Source organism: Hymenobacter cellulosivorans, assembly GCF_022919135.1.
Taxonomy (GTDB): Bacteria; Bacteroidota; Bacteroidia; order Cytophagales; family Hymenobacteraceae; genus Hymenobacter; species Hymenobacter cellulosivorans.
In genome coordinates, this window is the sequence record NZ_CP095049.1 from 1193471 (window position 1) to 1213430 (window position 19960).

At 57.5% G+C, this 19960-nt stretch carries 15 protein-coding genes; 11 read left to right on the forward strand and 4 right to left on the reverse strand.

All coding sequences use genetic code 11. The features are described from left to right. Positions 1-139 precede the first annotated feature (139 nt). From MUN80_RS05125 to MUN80_RS05135, 3 genes are all read left to right on the forward strand, one after another. Positions 140-2569, forward strand: coding sequence for an efflux RND transporter permease subunit (locus MUN80_RS05125; protein WP_244720477.1), 2430 nt, complete (start codon positions 140-142; stop codon positions 2567-2569). Between the two features lie 136 nt (positions 2570-2705). Further along, on the forward strand, positions 2706-6146 hold the full coding sequence (gene ileS, locus MUN80_RS05130; RefSeq protein WP_244720480.1) for an isoleucine--tRNA ligase: 3441 nt from the start codon (positions 2706-2708) through the stop codon (positions 6144-6146). Positions 6147-6408: 262 nt separating this feature from the next. Further along, on the forward strand, positions 6409-7056 hold the full coding sequence (locus MUN80_RS05135) for a lipoprotein signal peptidase (protein WP_244720485.1): 648 nt from the start codon (positions 6409-6411) through the stop codon (positions 7054-7056). 180 nt (positions 7057-7236) lie between these two features. Here MUN80_RS05135 and MUN80_RS05140 read toward each other — a convergent pair whose 3' ends face one another. Continuing rightward, on the reverse strand, positions 7237-8223 hold the full coding sequence (locus tag MUN80_RS05140; RefSeq protein WP_244720488.1) for an aldo/keto reductase: 987 nt from the start codon (positions 8221-8223) through the stop codon (positions 7237-7239). A gap of 124 nt (positions 8224-8347) precedes the next feature. Between MUN80_RS05140 and MUN80_RS05145 the strand changes: the two genes are divergently transcribed. The 6 genes from MUN80_RS05145 to MUN80_RS05170 all read left to right on the forward strand — a co-directional run bounded on the left by MUN80_RS05145 (position 8348) and on the right by MUN80_RS05170 (position 16178). Beyond that, positions 8348-10249: an ABC transporter ATP-binding protein gene (locus MUN80_RS05145; RefSeq protein ID WP_244720491.1), complete on the forward strand. Its 1902-nt coding sequence runs from the start codon at positions 8348-8350 to the stop codon at positions 10247-10249. A gap of 11 nt (positions 10250-10260) precedes the next feature. Then, positions 10261-11001 carry an ATP-grasp domain-containing protein gene (locus MUN80_RS05150; protein WP_244720493.1) on the forward strand — a complete coding sequence of 247 codons (741 nt, stop codon included), beginning with the start codon at positions 10261-10263 and terminating at the stop codon, positions 10999-11001. Between the two features lie 218 nt (positions 11002-11219). Further along, on the forward strand, positions 11220-13769 hold the full coding sequence (rnr, locus tag MUN80_RS05155; RefSeq protein ID WP_244720496.1) for a ribonuclease R: 2550 nt from the start codon (positions 11220-11222) through the stop codon (positions 13767-13769). Positions 13770-14021: 252 nt separating this feature from the next. Then, positions 14022-14993, forward strand: a complete 972-nt coding sequence (locus tag MUN80_RS05160) for a polyprenyl synthetase family protein (protein ID WP_244720499.1) — start codon at positions 14022-14024, stop codon at positions 14991-14993. A 140-nt stretch (positions 14994-15133) separates the two neighbouring features. Further along, positions 15134-15778 carry a rhomboid family intramembrane serine protease gene (locus MUN80_RS05165; protein ID WP_244720501.1) on the forward strand — a complete coding sequence of 215 codons (645 nt, stop codon included), beginning with the start codon at positions 15134-15136 and terminating at the stop codon, positions 15776-15778. A 115-nt stretch (positions 15779-15893) separates the two neighbouring features. Beyond that, positions 15894-16178, forward strand: coding sequence for a PLD nuclease N-terminal domain-containing protein (locus tag MUN80_RS05170; protein ID WP_244720504.1), 285 nt, complete (start codon positions 15894-15896; stop codon positions 16176-16178). Positions 16179-16273: 95 nt separating this feature from the next. On the opposite strand, the gene MUN80_RS05175 is transcribed toward MUN80_RS05170, so the two are convergent. After that, positions 16274-16897: a DUF2939 domain-containing protein gene (locus MUN80_RS05175; protein ID WP_244720508.1), complete on the reverse strand. Its 624-nt coding sequence runs from the start codon at positions 16895-16897 to the stop codon at positions 16274-16276. Positions 16898-17117: 220 nt separating this feature from the next. On the opposite strand from MUN80_RS05175, the gene MUN80_RS05180 reads away from it, so the two are divergent. After that, positions 17118-17987, forward strand: coding sequence for a glycerophosphodiester phosphodiesterase family protein (locus MUN80_RS05180; RefSeq protein WP_262922037.1), 870 nt, complete (start codon positions 17118-17120; stop codon positions 17985-17987). A gap of 357 nt (positions 17988-18344) precedes the next feature. Beyond that, a complete protein-coding gene (locus MUN80_RS05185; RefSeq protein ID WP_244720516.1) occupies positions 18345-18731 on the forward strand; it encodes a helix-turn-helix domain-containing protein in 387 nt (128 codons plus the stop codon). A gap of 114 nt (positions 18732-18845) precedes the next feature. Here the strand turns inward: MUN80_RS05185 and MUN80_RS05190 are convergent, their stop codons facing one another. Together MUN80_RS05190 and MUN80_RS05195 are read right to left on the reverse strand one after the other, a co-directional pair. Next, a complete protein-coding gene (locus MUN80_RS05190) occupies positions 18846-19409 on the reverse strand; it encodes an acyl-CoA thioesterase (protein WP_244720518.1) in 564 nt (187 codons plus the stop codon). Between the two features lie 228 nt (positions 19410-19637). After that, positions 19638-19955 (reverse strand): DciA family protein, encoded by a 318-nt coding sequence (locus MUN80_RS05195; protein ID WP_240737337.1) that lies wholly within the window; start codon positions 19953-19955, stop codon positions 19638-19640. Positions 19956-19960 lie beyond the last annotated feature (5 nt).

Here is a 19960-nt window from a genome sequence, read left to right on the forward strand (position 1 = left end):
GCGGGCCGGGCGTCGAGTAGGGGCGGGCCGTGGCACCAGCACCCGCTAGGTTTGCCGCTTGGCTGCGGGCGTGTGGCCCCGGCTGACTCATCCTTTTACCAGCAAGTCATTGCGTACCTTTGCTAAATTTTAGCGGCCTATGTGGAGTAAACTCACCTTATTCAATATCAAGCACCGGCGGGTTCTGATTCTGCTGCTGGCCGCTATTACCGTGTTCATGGGCTGGCAGGCTCGCAAGGTGGAAATGACCTACGACTTTGCCCAAGTTGTCAGCCCCGACGACCCGGACATGGTCTATTTCCAGCAGTTCAAGCGCACCTTCGGCGAAGATGGCAACGTGTTCGTGCTCGGTTTGCAGGACAGCAGCGTGTATGAGCTCGGCAACTTCAACGAACTGCGTAACCTGACCGAAACCCTGGGCAAAGTGCAGGGCGTGAGTGGCGTTTTGTCGGTGACCAAGCTCATCAAGCTCGAAAAGGACACCAGTAACCAAAGCTTCCGGGCCAGCCCCATCTTCAAGCAGGCTCCGCAAAGCCAGGCCGAGCTGGACTCCCTGATGCGCGTCGTGAACCGGCAGGAGTTCTACAAAGGCCAGCTGATTTCGCCCACCACGGGCGCTACCCTCATGGCCCTGACCATGGACCCTAAGTTCCTGAATTCCAGTAAGCGCGAAGGCGTGATGAAGGAAATTCTGGGCCATGCCGAGCGGTTCCAGCAAAAAACCGGCATCCGGATGCACTACGCCGGTCTGCCCTACGTGCGGGCCACGATGACGACCAAAGTAGCCGGCGAAATGAAGCTGTTCGTGGCCCTGACGGTGGTCATGATGGCCATCACCTTGTTCCTGTTCTTCCGGACCTGGGCCGCGGTGGTTTTCCCCATCCTGATTGTGCTCATCGTGGTGGTGTGGTGCATTGGCTCGATGGTGCTGATGGGCTACAAAATCAACCTGCTCACGGGCCTAATACCGAGTATTATCATCGTTATCGGCATCCCGAACTGCACGTATTTGCTCAGCCGCTACCACTACGACTACCGCAAATCCGGCAACCAGGTGCTGGCCATGACCCGCGTGGTGAGCAAAATCGGGCTGGTGACCTTGATGAACAACACCACCACGGCTATTGGCTTCGTGGTGTTCTGCTTCACCAACATTGCCATTCTGTTTCAGTTTGGGGCCGTGGCCACCATCAATATTTTCGTGGCCTTCCTGGTCTCGTTTATCCTGATTCCGATTGTCTTCACCATCCTGCCCCCGCCCACGCCCAAGCAGCTGGAGCACCTCGATGCCACCCCACTGACCAAGCTGCTGGAATTTTTCGAGCACCTGGTGCTGGAGCGCCGCGGCATGGTCTACCTGGCCGCGGCCGTCATGGTCGCCCTGTCGGTTGGCGGCATTATGAAGGTGAAGTCGGTGTCGTATATGGTGGATGATCTGCCCAAGGACAGCTCGGTAAACTCCGATTTGAAGTTCTTCGAGCAGCATTTCAACGGCGTAATGCCCCTGGAAATCGTGGTCAATACCGGCTCGAAGCGGGGCATTATGAAGCTCAAGAACCTGGAAAAAATTGACCGGTTCGAGAAGTTTCTGCGCACCCAGCCCGTGCTGACTACCCCAGTGAGTATCGTGACCTTTCTCAAGGCCTCGACCCAGGCCTTCTACAACGACAACCCCGACTATTACCGCCTGCCCGACAACTCCGAGAAGAACTTTATTCTGAGCTACCTGGCCCACTCGCAGGGTAAAGCCGGCGGCGGCCTGGATAGCAAGCTGATCCGCTCCTTCACCGACTCGACCGGTCAGAGTGCCCGGATTTCTCTGAAGATTGCCGACATCGGCTCCCGCAACCTCGACACGCTGCTCTCGAACCAGATTCGGCCCCAGATGGAGGAAATCTTCAAGGACACGGGCATGAAAGTGAGCCTCACCGGCACTACGATTCTGTTCACCAAAGGCAACGAATACCTCATCGGCAGCCTCAAGGAAAGCCTCATCATTGCCTTCGTGCTGGTGGGGCTGGTGGTGCTCATCCTGTTTCGCAGCATCCGGGCCGTGTTCTTTACCCTGCTGCCCAACTTCGTGACGCTGCTGCTGACCGGCGGCATTATGGGCTACTTCGGCATTCCGCTCAAGCCCAGCACGGCGCTTATTTTCAGCATTGCCCTGGGCATCGACGGCGACAACAGCATCCACCTGCTGGCCAAGTTCCGGCAGGAGCTGGCCGCCAACGGGCACCGGGTAAAGGCCGCCATCAGCACCACGCTGAGCGAGGCCGGCACCAGCATGATTTACACCAGCATCGTGCTGTTTCTAGGCTTTTCGGTGTTTGCCTTTTCCGAGTTTGGCGGCACCAAGGCCCTTGGCTTGCTCATGTCGGCCTCGTTGCTGATTACCAACTTCTCCAACCTGATTCTGCTGCCTTCCCTGCTCGTTACCTTCGAGCACGGCAAGGATGAAAACATCAACGAATCCTTCATTCAGCACTTCGACCACACCTACCACGCCGAGGACGACGATGCGGAAATCAACTTGCGCCGCATCCCTTTGCAGAAGAAGCTGGATTCGTAGTTTTCAAAAATCAATACCAACACCCCCGTCATGCTGAGCGCAGCCGAAGCATCTCTACCGCAATGGTAACCCAGAGAAGCAGTAGAGATGCTTCGACTTCGCTCAGCATGACGTTCTGATACAACGTACCCCACAAATGAACTACCCCGAATACAAGCAGCCGCTCAACTACGGCCAGGTCGGCACCGATATCCTGGCGTGGTGGAAGCAGAACGGCATCTTTGAGAAAAGCGTGAGCACCCGTGAAGGGCAGCCCACCTTCGTGTTCTATGAAGGTCCGCCTTCGGCCAACGGCGCCCCCGGCATTCACCACGTGATGGCCCGCACCGTGAAGGACATCTTCTGCCGCTACCAGACCCTGCTGGGCAAGCAGGTGTCGCGGAAAGGCGGCTGGGACACCCACGGCCTGCCTATTGAGCTGCAGGTGGAAAAGGAGCTGGGTATCACCAAGGAGGATATCGGCAAGAAAATCAGCATCGAGGACTACAACCAGCGCTGCCGTGAAACCGTGATGCGCTTCAAGGCCCAGTGGGACGACCTCACCGAGAAAATGGGCTACTGGGTGGACCTCGACGACCCCTACATCACCTTCGAGCCCGAGTACATCGAAAGCTGCTGGGCCCTGCTCAAAAAGCTCTACGACAAGGGCCTGCTCTACAAAGGCTACACCATCCAGCCCTACTCGCCGGCCGCCGGCACAGGCCTCAGCTCCCACGAACTGAACCAGCCCGGCACCTACCGCGACGTGAAGGACACGACCATCGTGGCCCAGTTCAAGGTGAAGCAGGATGAGAAATCAGCCCAGCTGCTTGCCGGCGCCGAGAACGTGCCAACCTACATCCTGGCCTGGACGACCACGCCCTGGACCTTGCCGGCTAACACCGGTCTGGCCGTGGGCAAAAACATCAGCTACGTGCTGGTACGCACCTTCAACCCCTACACCTACGCGCCCATCCGGGTAGTACTGGCCGAGGCGTTGGTAGGTCGTCACTTCTCCGAGAAAGGCAAGGATACTTCCTTGGAAGACTACAAAGCCGGCGACAAAGTGCTGCCCTGGCGCATCGAAGCCACCTTCAAAGGCTCCGACCTGGTTGGTGTGAATTACGAGCGGCTGTTCGGCCACGACAAAGGCTTTCCGGCCTTTGAAGGGGAGGAGCGCGCCTTCCGCGTCATCAACGGCGACTTCGTAACCACCGAAGACGGTACCGGCATTGTTCACATCTCGCCCACCTTCGGCGCCGACGACTTCCGCGCCGCGGCCCTGGCTGACGTGCCCGCCCTGCTCGTAGCTGATGATGAAGGCAAGCTGGGTCCCATCGTGGACCGCACCGGCCGCTACGTAGCCCAAATGGGCGAATTCGGCGGCCGCTGGGTGAAAAACTACGACGGCCACGACCAGAGCGGCGCCGACTACAAAACCCTCGACGAAAGCATTGCCATCCGCATGAAAGGCGACGGCACGGCCTTCAAAGTGGAGAAGTACGAGCACACCTACCCCCACTGCTGGCGCACCGACAAGCCCGTGCTTTACTACCCGCTCGACTCCTGGTTTATCAAGACCACGGCGGTGAAAGACCGGCTCATCGAGCTGAATAAAACCATCAACTGGAAGCCCGAAAGCACCGGCACCGGCCGCTTCGGCAACTGGCTGGAAAACCTGGTCGACTGGAACCTGAGCCGCTCCCGCTACTGGGGCACGCCGTTGCCCATCTGGCGCAGCCAGGACGGCTCCGAGGAAATCTGCATCGGCTCTATCGAGCAGCTTAGCGCCGAAATCGACAAGGCTGTAGCCGCCGAAATCATGACCCATAACCCCTACCGCAAGGTGGATGGCAACTGGGTGATGGCTGACGGCAACGAAGCTGAGTCGACCAAGAAAATCGACCTGCACCGCCCCTACGTGGACGATATTTTCCTGGTGAGTGCCACCGGCCAGGCCATGTACCGCGAAACCGACCTCATTGATGTGTGGTTCGACAGCGGCGCCATGCCCTACGCCCAGTGGCATTACCCGCTGGAAAACAAGGACGTGTTTGAGAAGAACTTCCCCGCCGACTTCATTGCCGAAGGCGTAGACCAGACCCGCGGCTGGTTCTTTACCCTGCACGCCCTGGGCGTAATGCTGGAGGATTCCGTGGCCTTCAAGAACGTTATGGCCAACGGCCTGGTGCTGGATAAAAACGGCAACAAGATGAGCAAGCGCCTCGGCAACGCCGTAGACCCGTTTGCCACCATCAGCCAGTACGGCCCCGACGCGACGCGCTGGTACATGATTGCCAACGCCCAGCCCTGGGACAACCTCAAGTTTGACCTGGCCGGCATCACCGAGGTGCAGCGCCGCTTCTTCGGCACGCTCTTCAACACCTACTCCTTCTACTCGCTCTACGCCAACCTCGACGGCTTCCAGGCCACCGAAACCGGCCGTGTGCCCCACGCCGAGCTCAGCGAGCTGGACCGCTGGATCCTGTCGAAGCTCCAGTCCCTCATCCTCGAAGTGCGGGGCTACTACGACGGCTACGACCCCACCAAGGCCGCCCGCGCCATCCAGGATTTCGTCACCGATCAGCTCTCCAACTGGCACGTGCGCCTCTCGCGCCGCCGTTTCTGGAAGGGCGAGCTGACCACTGATAAGCGTGCTGCCTACGAAACCCTGCAGGAATGCCTCGTGACCGTGGCCCAGCTCATGGCTCCCATTGCGCCCTTCTTCGCCGAATGGCTCTACAAGAACATGACCGACGGCCTGCGTCAGGAAGGCAACGCCCAGCGCTGGACCGCCGAATCGGTGCACCTGACGCTGCTCGTGGACGCCGACGAAGCCCGTATCGACAAGGCCCTGGAGGAACGGATGGAGCTGGCCCAGCGCATTTCTTCGCTCACGCACTCGTTGCGCAAGAAGTCGGTGCTGAAAGTGCGCCAGCCCTTGCAGCGCATCCTGGTGCCCGTGCTGAACGACACCACGCGGGAACAGGTTGGCAAGGTGGAAGATTTGATCTGCGCCGAGGTGAACGTGAAGCACGTGGAGTTTCTCGACGATACCAGCGGCGTGCTGGTGAAGTCGGTGAAGCCCAACTTCAAGCGTTTGGGTCAGCAATATGGTCCGAAACTGAAGGTAGTAGGGGCCCGGATTCAGCAGATGACGGCCGAGGAAATCAGCACCCTTGAGAAAACCGGACAGCTGGCCGTGGAAATCGAGGGTGAAACCTACACCCTGGCCCCCGACGACGTGGAAATCCGCACCGACGACTTGCCCGGCTGGCTCGTGGCTACCGACGGCCCGCTCACCGTGGCCCTCGACGTGACCCTAACCGAGGAGCTGCGTCAGGAAGGCGTGGCCCGCGAGCTGGTGAATCGTTTGCAGAACCTGCGCAAGGACAGCGGCCTGGAAGTGCAGGACAAAATCCGCGTGACGCTAGGTCAGCAGCCCGAGCTGGAAGCCGCCGTGCAGTCGTTCGGCGACTATATCCGGGAGGAAGTGCAGGCCCTGGCCCTGGATTTCGCGCCCGAAATCAGCGGCGGCTCGGTGCTCGAATTCGACGAGTATAACGTGCCCGTGCAGCTGGAAGTCGCAAACGGCTGAGCCTAAGGTGCCAACCGACTTTATGAAAAGGTCGGTTGGCACACCGGCGCACAAAGCATTTTCGGAAGTCGCTAAATCGGTTCAAAAGGGCACAAAACGCCCGAAAAATATATACCAGAGGGCTGAGGAAGGCCGAGCCGTTTCTCACAGGAAAGTCTAAAATTCTTCGTCACTTTGTACCCGGAGAGGGAAGAGGTTCTGAAGCTGACACTACGTCAGCCCGAAGTCTCACTTCTCACTTCCTACCTCTCACTATCTGCTTATGAAGTACTGGAAATACTACCTGCTGGCGCTGCTGGTCATCGTCATCGACCAACTCTCAAAGTGGGCCGTGCATACCTACATGGAACCCGGCATGGCAGGCGAAATTTCTCTGTTCGGCGACTGGGGCAAGCTGCATTACACCCTAAACCCCGGCATGGCCTTCGGCGTGGAACTGCCGCCACCTTACGGCAAAATCCTGCTGACCAGCTTCCGTCTGGTGGCTATGGTGGGCATCAGCTATTACATCTATAAGCTCTGGCAACGGCGGGCTTTCCCCGGCTTCATTGCCTGCGTAGCCCTTATTCTGGGCGGGGCTGTCGGCAACCTGATTGACTCCATTTTCTACGGTATCATCTACGACAACGCCCCATTTGGCGTGCCCACGCCCTGGTTTCACGGTCAGGTTATCGACATGCTGTTTGTCGACTTCCCCGACGGCTTTTTCCCCATTTCCTGGCCGCTGATAGGAGGGAAGGTCATTCCGGACTTCCCCATCTTCAACATCGCCGACTCCTGCATCTTCATCGGCGTGGTACTGATTCTACTCAACCAGAACAAGTTTTTCGCCGAGGAGCAAGCCGCAAACCACGTTGCCCAGGACGCCGAAGTGCCCCGCCGCGACGCGGAAACCTCGGAAGTAGTGTAAACAGGCCTGTTAAAAGCCAAAAAAGCCCGCCGGAGCAATCCAGCGGGCTTTTTTATTGATTTTTAAGAACAGTCATGTCGAACGAAGAGAGACATCTCGCGTGCTGATGTTTGACTATCAACCCGACGACGCCACGCAAGATGTCTCCCGCTAGTCGATAGGACCTTCTAAAAGCTCATTTTACCACGTATAATGCACCAGCGGCCGGATCCGCTCGTCGTAGATGGCGCGTACCTGCTGCATTTGCTCCTCGGTAATGGTGGGCAACTCGGCGGCTCGCAGGTTCGACTCCAATTGGCTGGGCTTGGAGGCACCGGGAATTACGCAGCTCACTTCGTCAAACATCAGGACCCAGCGCAGGGCTACGGGCGCCAGGTTAGGTTGGTCAGGAAATACCTTTTTAAGCGCTTCTACGGCCTCCAGACCCACTTCGTAGTCGACGCCCGAGAAGGTTTCGCCCTTGTCGAAGGCGGCCCCTTCCCGGTTGAATTGGCGGTGGTCGTCGGCTGAGAAGGTGGTGTCGCGGGAAAACTTGCCGGTGAGCAGGCCGCTGGCCAGGGGCACCCGCACAATCAGGCCCACGTTGTGGCGCTTGGCCTCAGCAAAGAGCAGCTCCTGAGGCCGCTGCCGAAACATGTTGAAGATAAGCTGGATGGAGCACACGTTGGGGAAGGTCAGCGCCTTGAGTCCTTCTTCCACCTTTTCCACGCTCACGCCCAGGTGCCGGATCTTGCCTTCCTCCTTGAGCCGGTCAAAAACCTCGAAGATTTCGGGGCGGTAATAGACCTCAGTAGGAGGGCAGTGGAGCTGAATCAGGTCAATGGTGTCGAGCTGCATATTGCGCAGGCTCTGCTCCACGAACTTGCGCAGCACTTCGGGCTGATAGGCTTCGTTGGTGTGGGGCTGCAGCTGCCGGCCGCACTTAGTAGCCACGTAAATTTGCTCAGAGCGGCTGCGCACGAGTCGGCCTACAGCTTTTTCGCTTTCCCCGTCGCCGTACACATCGGCCGTGTCAATGAAGTTGATGCCGCTATCCACGGCGGCGTTCAGGATCTGGTCGGCGTTTTCGTGGCTGAACGGGTCCCCCCATTTGCCCCCGACCTGCCAGGTGCCCAGGCTGATTTCGGAAACGGAAAAATCGGTTTTGCCTAGTTTGCGGTACTGCATGAGTGCGTAGAATACGGGTTTACGAGTGTGTCAAAGCTGAATAGGGCATACGCAAGCCCCGACCGGCAAGCTACGTCCCGCCTGCCTATCTTTACCAATTATCGCCTCTGACTTCCTGTTTGCCGTGCCTGAACCCATTTTATCCGTCCGCAACCTGACTATCGACTTCCGTTCCCACCGCGGCGACGTGCGGGCCGTGCAGGACGTGTCCTTCGACCTGCACCGGGGCGAAACCGTGGCCATTGTGGGCGAATCCGGCTCGGGCAAGTCGGTAACCTCTCTGGCTTTGATGGGACTGATTCCAATGCCGCCCGGCCGCATTGCCTCCGGCACGGCGCAGTTTCACTCCGAAGCTTTGGGTGAAGTTGATTTGCTGCAGCTCTCGGATCAGCAACTACAGAAAGTACGGGGCAACGACATCAGCATGATTTTCCAGGAGCCGATGACGTCCCTAAACCCGGTTTACACTTGTGGGAGCCAGGTGGTGGAGGCTCTGCGCCTGCATACCACGCTCAGCCAAAAAGAAGCCGAGGCCCGCACCGTGGAGCTGTTCACCATGGCCCAGCTGCCGCGACCCGAGAAAATCTTCAGCAGCTACCCCCACGAAATCAGCGGGGGCCAGAAGCAGCGCGTGATGATAGCCATGGCCATGGCCTGCAACCCCGCCATCCTCATTGCCGACGAACCCACCACCGCCCTCGACGTGACCGTGCAGGCCCGCATGCTGCAGCTCATCGACGAGCTGCGGCGGCTGCACAACACGGCCGTGCTCTTCATCACCCACGACCTGGGCGTAGTAGCCGAAATTGCCGACCGGATTCTGGTCATGTACCGCGGCCGGGTAGTGGAGCAGGGCTCGGTGCTCGACATCTTCACCAACCCCCAGCACCCCTACACCAAGGGCCTGCTGGCTTGCCGGCCCAAGCTGTCGGTAGGGAAGGAGCGTCTGCCCGTCGTGGCCGATTTCATGACCGAGGACGCCGAGGGCAACCTCGTGGAAAAACTCACGCGTTCCACGCCCGAAAGCTCCACAATTGCCGTAACTGCTACCTCTGATAACATTTCTCTTGAAACCGCCAAAACGTTCCCCGTGGAACAAAATGAGGCGGTTTTAGCTGCCGAAACAAAAGGAGAGGTGCTCGATAAAGAGCTGGCCGCTCAGGCTTCAAACTCAGCTTCAGCTATCAGTTTCGACCCGCTCTTACGCGTTGAAAACCTGAACGTCCACTTTCCCATCCGCAAGGGCTTCTTCAACCGCAAGCCGGAGTTCGTGCGGGCCGTGGATGGGGTAAGCTTCGACATCTTCCGGGGCGAAACCGTAGGCCTGGTAGGCGAGTCGGGCTGCGGCAAGACCACGCTGGGTCGGGCCCTGTTGCGGCTGGTGGAACCAACGGCGGGCCGCATCCTGTTTGAAGAGACGGATCTGGCCAAACTGCCCACCGGCGAGCTGCGCAAACGGCGCAAGGAGTTTCAGATGGTGTTTCAGGATCCTTACGCCGCCCTGAACCCCATGCTGACCGTAGGCGAGGCCATCCTGGAGCCGATGCGGGTACACAACGTGGGCGGCACCAGGCAGCAGCAAAAGGACCGGGTGCTAGAGTTGCTGCGCACCGTGGGCCTGAAGGACGAGCACTACTTGCGTTACCCACACGAATTCTCGGGCGGCCAACGCCAGCGGATTTGCATTGCCCGGGCTCTGGCTCTACAACCTAAGTGCATCGTCTGCGACGAGTCGGTTTCGGCCCTCGACGTGTCGGTGCAGGCCCAGGTGCTGAACTTGCTCAACCAGCTCAAGCGCGACTTCGGTATCACCTACCTTTTCATCACCCACGACCTGTCGGTGGCCCGCTTCATGTCCGACCGGCTGCTGGTCATGAGCCAGGGCCGGATTGTGGAAAGCGGCCCGGCCGCCGACGTCTACGCCAACCCCCAGCACGACTATACCAAGCAGCTGTTGGCCGCCATTCCCAAAGACGAGCCCAGCGACATTCGCGCTGCCGTAGCCCGCCGGGCTGTGGCAGTGTAGCCAAGCCTTTAATGCAAATTATTTACCCCTCCTTACCCTATCAGCCGGCTACCGTAGACCCACTGTGGGTGCCCGAGTATGCCTGGGCCCGTGCCCATGGTTTTGACGTAGCCTTGTTCGATATCGAAACCGATAAGCTCCTGCCGCGCCTTTCCGGTGCTGCCCCGGCTCTGTATCGGGGGTGGATGTTGTCGGCAGCCGAGTATGAGCAACTGGCTCACCGCACGCCGCTCTTAGTAAGCCCAGCCGAATACCTGGCGTCCCACCAGGCCTCGGGCTGGTACGAAGCCATTCGCGACTTCACCTTTACCAGCTCCTTCCAACCCGCCGCGCAAATGCCGGCCTTCTCCGCTGGGCAGCGCTACTTCGTGAAAGGCCTGGTGAAATCCTTCGGACCCGATTCGGTTGTCGCTACTGCCGAGCAGTGGCATGCGTTGGCTAAAAAGCACGAATTATCCTCCACCGATGTTCTGTTCGTGCGGAAGTTCACCGAGGTGCTGACGGACTCTGAGCGGCGGTTCTTTGTGGTGGACGGTAAGGCCTACGGCGCGCTGGGTACTAAACTGCCGGTCGAGCTGAAGCCGGTCTTGCCATTGCTGGCTCCGCGAAAATTTTACAGCTTGGATATAGCACAAACTGCGGCTGGTAGGAACGTAGTGGTAGAAGTAGGCGACGGGCAAGTGTCTGACCTCAAGGAATGGAGCCTGGCTGATTTTGGCCCGACCGTTCTGCGGGCTTTATCGGCGGTGTAGCAACCACAGCGTCGCATATAGTTCTTCTCGAATTTATTCCGTATTATCTCTTAACTCTGCTGTGCCGGAGCTTTTCCAGCGCAACCATAACCCGGCCGCCTGAGCCGCGTTCAACTCACCGTTCAACCCCCGCGCCTGACCAACCGCGTCACGCGTAATTTCCATTTACCTGCGCCGCCTGCGAAACCGAAAACAACTGGCGGTACCCTTATTTTCTAATGAAGAAAAAAGAAGAAACCGAGGCTCCCCGCGCTTCCGCGAAAGCCTCCCGCGCGCCCAAAGCCGCGCCTGCCCCAGTAACGAAAAGCCTGGTGTACCGCATTTTTGCTGATAACCCCGGCAAAGTATTTTCCTACCGCCAACTCTCCCGCCGCCTTGGCGTGACCACTAAGGAGCAGCGCGAAGACGTGTTTATTCACCTCAAAACCCTGCGCAACTCCGGCCAGCTGACCCACCTCCAAAACGACGACTACCGCCTCTCCGATCCCGAAGCCCAGAAGGTCCAGCCCCTGGCTGCTGACCGGCCGGACCATGGGAAAAACTTCGTGAAGGGCGGCCGCCCCGTGGAAACTGAATTCGGCAACGACCCCATCGTGCGCCGCCGCCGCACCCAGGGCTTCGACGAGCCCGGCGACGGTCAAACGACCGCCAAACCCCAGTACCGTGACCGGGGCTACGAAGGCACTGACACCATTACGGGTACCGTGGCGCTGGCCACGAGCCAGTACGCTTTCATCATCAGTGAGGAGAGTGAAACCGACGTGCGCGTGTTCACCGACAAGCTCAAGTTTGCCATGCAGGGCGACACCGTTCGCATCCGCCTGCGCGGGCAGCGCGATGGCCGTCCTGTGGGCGACGTGGTAGAAGTGGTGAACCGGGTGAAAACCGAAATCGTGGGCCAGCTCAAAGTGCAGGGCGGCTTCGGCTTCGTCTCGCCCGACCACCGCAAGCTCTACTTCGACGTGTTCGTGCCCTTCGAGGCTTTGCACGGTGCCAACGACGGCGAGAAGGTGCTGGTTCGCATCACCGAATGGCCCGAGGACAGCACCCGTCAGCCCGTGGGCGAAATCGTGCGTAGCTTCGGTCCGGCCGGCCAGAACGAGGCGGAGATAAACGCCATCATGGCCGAGTTTGGCCTGCCCTTCGAATTTCCCGCCGACGTGGAGGAAGAGTCTGAAGCTATTCCCGACGTGATACCGCAGGAGGAAATTGCTAAGCGCCGCGACTTCCGCCCCATCCTTACTTTCACCATTGACCCCGCCGATGCCAAGGACTTTGACGACGCGCTGAGCCTACAGAAGCTGGAGAACGGGCACTGGGAAGTAGGCGTCCACATTGCCGACGTGACCCACTACGTGACGCCCGGCACCATGCTGGAAAAGGAAGCCAAGCACCGCGCCACCTCGGTCTACCTCGTCGACCGGGTGATTCCGATGCTGCCCGAGCGGCTGTCGAACGGCGTCTGCTCCCTGCGGCCCCACGAAGACAAGCTGACGTTCTCGGCCGTGTTTGAGTTCGACGAAAAAGGCAAGCTCTACGACTCCTGGTTTGGCAAAACCATCATTCACTCTGACCGCCGCTTCTCGTATGAGGAGGCCCAAGAGCGAATCGAGACGAAGGAAGGCGACTACGCTGAGGAGATAAATCTGCTCAACGACATGGCCAAGAAGATCTGCGCCGAGCGGTTCCGCAAGGGCGCCATCAGCTTCGAAACCCAGGAAGTGAAGTTCCGCCTCGACGGGAACGGCAAGCCGCTGGGCGTGTATGTGAAGGAGCGCAAGGATGCCCACAAGCTGATTGAGGAGTTCATGCTCATGGCCAACCGCAAGGTGGCTGAGTTCGTATATAAGCTCAAGAAGACCAAGCCGCGCTTCACGATGGTGTACCGCACCCACGACGCGCCCGACGCCGACCGCCTCCAGAACTTCGCTCTCTTCGCCCAGAAGTTTGGCCACACCCTGGATTTGACCAACCCGAAAAAGCTCAGCACCGAGCTCAACGATTTGTCGACCGAAGTCATTGGTCGGCCCGAGCAGAACGTCATCCAGACCCTGGCCGTGCGCACCATGTCTAAGGCTAAGTATACCACCGAGCCCATGGGCCACTTTGGTCTGGCCTTCGAGCACTATTCGCACTTCACTTCACCCATCCGTCGCTACCCCGACATGATGGCCCACCGCTTGCTGGAGCACTACCTGCAGGGTGGTAAAAACGTGAAGGTGGAGCCCGTGGAAGAAGAGTGCAAGCACTCCTCGGAGCGGGAGAAGCTGGCCGCCAATGCCGAGCGCGCCAGCATCAAGTACAAGCAGGTCGAGTTCATGGCTGACGTGATTGGCGAGCAGTTCAAGGGCGTCGTCTCGGGCCTGACCGAGTGGGGGCTCTATGTCGAAATCGAAGAGAACAAGTGCGAAGGCATGATCCGCCTGAGCGACCTGCCCGGCGACTTCTACGAGCTCGACAAGGACAACTACCGTCTCATCGGGCAGCGCAACAAGAAGATCATCCAGTTCGGCGACGAGATTCAGGTAGTGGTGAAAGCCGCCAACTTGCTCGACCGCACCATCGACTTCGAAGTGGTAGACAACCGCCCCGACTACGTCAAAGACCGGGAGCAGGAAGAGCGCCGCAACAGCCGTAGCAGCCGCGGCGGTGACCGTTCCGACCGGGGCCCGCGGGGCGAAAAACCCGGTGGAGGCCGCGGTGGCAAAGGAGGTGGCCGGCCCGGTGGCAGCAGCCGCAGCGGCGGGGGCGACAAGCGCCGGCGCTAGGCTCTTCCCGCAGTAGGGCCCGTGTCATTGCAAAGCCAACGGCTGAAGCAATCCGTCCTCTGTGAAGGTAGTTCCGCCCTTTACCCACAAAGCCCTTTCTCGTTGCGACGGGAAAGGGCTTTTCGTTTTTAGAAGCTTTGGCTTCGTCCCTACAAACCCCGCGTTGGTATCGACCTATTCATAACAGCCAGTCTCCTGCTTCCCCAACTCATCCGTTCCCCGTACCTTTCCGCCGCACCCTTTTGACTGCCTGTGGACCTTTCTTATTTCTCCAATAAAATCACCGCCGCCCTGGCGCAGCAGCGTTACGGCGAAGCCCCCGAAACCCTCTACGAGCCCATCCGCTACATCATGGCCCTGGGCGGCAAACGCATCCGGCCCTTGCTCACGCTGCTGGGCGCCCACCTCTTCACCGACGACCTCGACCCCATTATCAAGCCGGCCCTGGGCACCGAGGTCTTTCACAACTTCACCCTGCTCCACGACGACATCATGGACCAGGCCCCGCTGCGCCGCGGCCAGCCCACGGTGCACGAGAAGTGGAATTCGACGGTAGCCATCCTTAGCGGCGACGTGATGCTGGTGCGGGCCTACGAGCTATTCCTGGACGTGCAGCCCGAGCTGCTGGCCCCCGTGCTGCGCCGCTTTAGCCAGACGGCTGCCGAGGTCTGCGAAGGCCAGCAGTGGGACATGAACTTCGAGACGGAAGGGCAGGTGACCATTGCGCAGTACCTGGATATGATCCGGCTCAAGACGGCCGTGCTACTGGGCTTCTGCCTGGAGCTGGGCGCCCTGCTGGCCGGCGCTTCGGCCGAAGCTGCCGACCACCTGCGCCAGTTCGGCACCGACATCGGCCTGGCCTTCCAGCTCCGCGACGACCTGCTCGACGTCTACGGCGACGCCGCCACCTTTGGCAAGCGCGTCGGTGGCGACATTGTCTCGGACAAGAAAACTTTCCTGCTGCTTACCGCTCAGGCCCAGGCCAACCCCGAGCAAAGCGCCCTGCTGGCCCAGCACATCGGCCAACCCGTAACCGATGCCGAAGCCAAAGTGCAGGCCGTGCGGTCTGTGTACGACGAGCTCAATATCCGGCCCCAAACCGAAGCCCTGATTAACCAGTACTTCCAGGATGCCTTGCAACACCTCGACCGGGTGCAGGTACCAGCCGAACGCAAAGCGCCCTTGCGTGGCCTTGCGCTGCAGCTTCTGGAGCGGGAAAGCTAAGCTCCTCGAAATAGCCTGTTTTTATGCCCTTCACGAAGACTTGGCCCCATAAGCTGAGTCTTCGTTCGTTCTAAGGTCTGGCAAGCGGCCAGATAGCCTTAAAATCTGTTTTACTCTTTTCCACTTCCGACTTTCTGCTCATGTTCACTCTCGAAGCCCCCATTGTGCTGCTTCTGCTCACGGCTGGTATCTCCATCTACGCTTGGTCTAATCAGGATTTCATGGACAGCTGGATTCTAAACCCGGTGCAGATGAACCGGCGTGGCGAATGGTACCGCCTACTCACCTCCGGCTTCCTGCACGCCGACTGGATGCACCTTATCTTCAACATGCTGGCCTTTTACTCCTTTGGTCAGATGGTGCAGGATATTCTGATTGCCAACAGCGGCTCCACGGTGGGCCTGTTGCAGTTCCTGGGGCTCTACCTCGGCGGCATCATCATCTCCGACTTGCCCACCTACTTCCGCCACCGCACCGACCCTGACTACCGCAGCCTCGGGGCTTCCGGGGGAGTAGCTGCCGTCATCTTTGCCAGTATCCTGTTCAACCCCGTTGGCGCTGAAGGCGAGGGTATCACCATCTTTCCGATTCCTATTCCCATCAAGCCTTTCATATTTGGCTTCCTCTATCTGGGCTATTCCTACTATATGGGCCGCCGCCGCGGCGACAACATCAACCACGACGCCCACTTTTACGGCGCTCTTTATGGTATCATCCTGACGCTCATATACATACCCGAAGTAGCCATTCATTTCTGGAGCGAAATTCAGCGGTTTGTATTTTAAGTACCTGATTAACAGTGATTTGTTTGTATAGGGCCTAGCCGGTTATATCCATTCCAAAAGTCATGCGTAAAGAGCGGCATATTCTCGTTCTTCCTCCACCAACACCTGACTTCTCATGAATAAGATTGCTGCCCTCGCTAACCGTGTGCCGGTTACGGCCCTGCTACTTACCCTTACGCTGACCACCACTGCCTGCAGCCGCTTCAACAGCAACGGCGGCCTGTCGCTCTGGGGTATCGCGATTCTGGTTCTCGACGTACTGGCCCTGATTGATGTGTTCCGTCAGCCTTGGTCTTTGGGTAAGAAGATTCTCTGGGTAGCTATCATCTGGTTCCTGCCCGTTCTGGGCCTGATCCTGTACTACCTGATGGCTGGCCGCGGCAAATCGAACCTGACCTAGTCACCAACTGTATCCAATAAAAAGCCCCGCCACAATACTGTGGCGGGGCTTTCTTTTTTAGGCCAGTGTAGCGGTCTAAATAGGGCCGGGCGTTCTTAGTCGCGCTTCAGCAGTCGGTCTTTTTCCAGGCGCGCTACGTGCTTGAGCAACTCCCCGGTGTTGGTGATTTCCTTTACCTGCCAGTAGTCGCCCTTGTCCTGCATCTTTACCTCGATGACCATCGTGGTGTCATATTTTGGCTGAGTAATCTCGATGCCGACCAAAGCCTGCTCGCCCTGCTCATTCACGTATTTAATGGTCTTGAACTTGCTGTCGGTGCTGACCACTTTGCTGGCCAGCCCGGCCAGCGAAACCTTCACAGCGCGGTCGGGCTGTGCAGCGGCCGCGGCTTCCAGCGAACCCGACTCCACGTAGTTCTGTATCTCCTTATGAGCCGCTTTCGAAAGCTGGGGCTTCAGCAGGCGCAGCGCTCCTTTAAAGGCAAAAGAGCCAGGATTCAGCAAACCCAGCGCTGAGCTTTGGTTGGTTACCTGATCTACCAGGCTGCCCGTAACGCTATTCACATCAACGTAGCGCTCAAAGGCGGCCATGTCGTGGTCTTGGGTGGCTTTGGCAGCCTGCATTAGCGAGTACTCAGGGCCCGTCGTCAGGCTACGATAGTAGAGATAGCCGCCGACCCCCAACGCTGCTAGTACGAGCAACAGAACAATCTTTTTCATAAAGCGCAAAGAAGAGATACAAGGTTAGACCGCAAAAATATTGGTTTTGCTACCTAATCTATTGCCGTGGGCGCAGTACCTGCTACTTGGAGTTGCTAGTATTGCCGATACCGGTAACAACAGCTATAAGAGTTGCTCTTGGCTTGCTGAAGCAACCGTGAAAAATCAATCGAGTTCTTGGTAGACCGGCCTTAAGCTATGCAGCCGCGTAAGAGGCCGTATGAACCTTTCTGCACCTTATCCTGGGTGGTCCCGACCCGAAGTTCACGGGCACCGGGGCTGTCGTGGGCTATTGCCGGAGAATACGCTACCCGCTTTTGCCCGCGCTGTAGCGCTGGGCGTGGACGTATTGGAGCTGGACGTGGTAATTTCTGCCGACCAGCAGGTAGTTGTGTCGCATGAGCCCTGGTTTTCGGCCCCTATCTGCCGTTTGCCCACTGGGGAGCCAATCGAGCCAGCTCACGAGTTGCAGCACAACCTATACCAGCTTTCCTACGCCCAAATTCGGCAGTACGACTGTGGCCTAACTCAGCACCCACGCTTCCCTAAGCAGCAACCCTTGCCCGTATACAAGCCTCTGCTGCGCGAGGTAATCCGGCAGACAGAAGCCCAGGTTGCTCAGCTAGGCAGATCAGCGGTGCGCTACAGTATCGAGGTAAAAACGGAGCCGGGTGGCGACGATATTTTTCATCCTGGGCCTGCCGAATTTGTAGCGTTGGTACTGGCCGTGCTAGGGGAGGAGCAGGGAGTTCTGGAGCGCACTACGCTGCTCTCCTTCGACGAGCGTATTCTGCAATGGACCCGCCGGCTGGCCCCCAACTTGCCGCTGTGTTTACTGGTCGAAGACGGGCGGCCACTGGCCGAGCATCTGGCCGTGCTGGGCTTCGTGCCCCCAGTCTTTGGCCCCAATTACACCTTGCTTACCCCCGAGCTACTACGCGAAGTGCAGGCTCTCGGCATGCGTCTCGTGCCCTGGACAGTAAACGATGAAGCTAGCATGCGTCGCCTCATTCAACTCGACGTTCACGGCATCACCACCGATTACCCTGATCAGCTCCTTACAATACTGGCTGGTCAGCGCCAAGGATGATTCTTCCATACTGTGTCCGACGTGTTCCAAGCAATTGTACTACGGGTGGAACACGGTGGTAAGCTCCGTTCTCCTCAATCAGGAAGCGGAGCTGTCAGCCATGGCCAAAGCAACCCATATTAGAGCTTATTTGTAATGTGTTCAGCTGCGTTACAAGCAGTCAGATACACAATATGTCAAAATGTAAAACAATTTTAGTGTAACAATAGAATGTAACGTGTAACTGTTGTATTGTTACATGATGTTTGTTGTAACGATGTTACACGTACAATCGATGTATGTTTTTACACGTTCTGTTTGTTGCATTAGAACACTTTTGACATCTTTACACCCTGTCCTTATTACAACCCGCCCTCCATGCCACACCAAGGTGAAATCCTTCAAGAAGCTATTAAAAACAGCGGTATTTCCATTACCCGCATCGTGGAGGAACTTGGTATCACTCGTCCAACTATCTACCGTAAATTCAAAGAAGATAGTTTGGATTACGCATTTGTAAAGCGAGTAGGCGAAATAATCGGACACGATTTCTCAAATGATTTTACCTCGTTACAACAGACTGTATTGCCATTTGTTGCTCCTTCTGTAACAATACAACCTAGTGTAAATGTAACGCAACGTACAAGTTCGTTACAATCTTCTGATTCCGATCCTGTAAAGCAACTTATGGCTTTACAAACGAAGTACATAGCGCTCCTTGAAGCCTATAATGAGCTGCTTATGAAGGTGTACGGTCCTAAATGACAAATATGTTCCACGTGAAACATATTTGTCATTTAGGGCGTAGAGAAGGCCTGTATCAGTAGCCGAGTGTTTGGTAACAATAGTGGAGTAGAGTAAGCCTACCTATCGAGAAAGCTAATACACAATTTTGCAGCGTTCCTGCTGCAGTAGATACATCTCCTGGGGTACAGCCAGTGCGGACAGAGCGTTATCAAACTCGGCTTTGTTTCGGTCTCGGAACTCTCTTCTTTTAATGGCTTCGAGAAAACGCCGGCTGTCTTCAGGACTTTCCAAGCTGAGGCCTGGTACCGTAGTCGGTCGTCCCGCCTCGTCCTTCGCTACCATCGTAAAATAGGAAGTGTTAGTGTGCTTGACCGAGCCACTGCGCACATCTTCGGCAATGACCTTGATGCCGACTAGTAGAGAAGTGCGCCCAACATAATTGACCGAAGCCAGCAAGGATACTAACTCTCCAACCTCAACTGGCTGCAGGAAATTGACGCCATCCACGCTGACCGTGACGCAGTAGTTTCCGGCATGTTTGGAAGCAGCGGCATAGGCCACTTTGTCCATCAACGACAACAGAATTCCCCCGTGAATCTTGCCACCAAAATTGGCATAGGAAGGAATCATCAATTCGGTGAGCGTAACCCGCGAGTAAGACACGGGCCGGAAGTTAGGTAAGGTGATTTCAGACATGGGGTAGGGGAGGTGCAGTAAAAAGAAGAGAAGTAAAAAGGGTGCTCTTAAGTAGTCGAGCCAATTCCTTAAATGGGTGACAAAATAAAAGCTCCACAATTGACTGTGGAGCTTTGGCTGAATACGGTGGCCGACTAAAGAGTGCTGCGCTAGCTCATAATAACCCGGAGAGCTGAGCCGCCGGCTGTTCAGGTTGGGTTAAGGCCGGTTGGGACTTAAAAAGTCATTCTAAAGGAAAACCACTTCCTTGATGACCTGCTCACCAACCTCTGCGTTGATTAGGTCGAGCACCCGGGTCTTGGCCATCACCAGCTCATGTTTGAGCGGAGCAGAGCTAAGACGCACAAACAGCTTGCCCTGGCTGATGTATACCTCCTGGGTTTTGAGAGCTACAGCCTTGCCCATGATCCGCTCCCAACTCGAAACGACCAGTGTCTCGTTGAGTTTGCCTTGCAGACGGTAGGCCTTAAGCAGCGCCGTTATGCCCTCCTTTAGGGTGAGGACATCGGCCTTACGGGAATTTTCGGGCGAGTTATATTTTTTCAAAATCA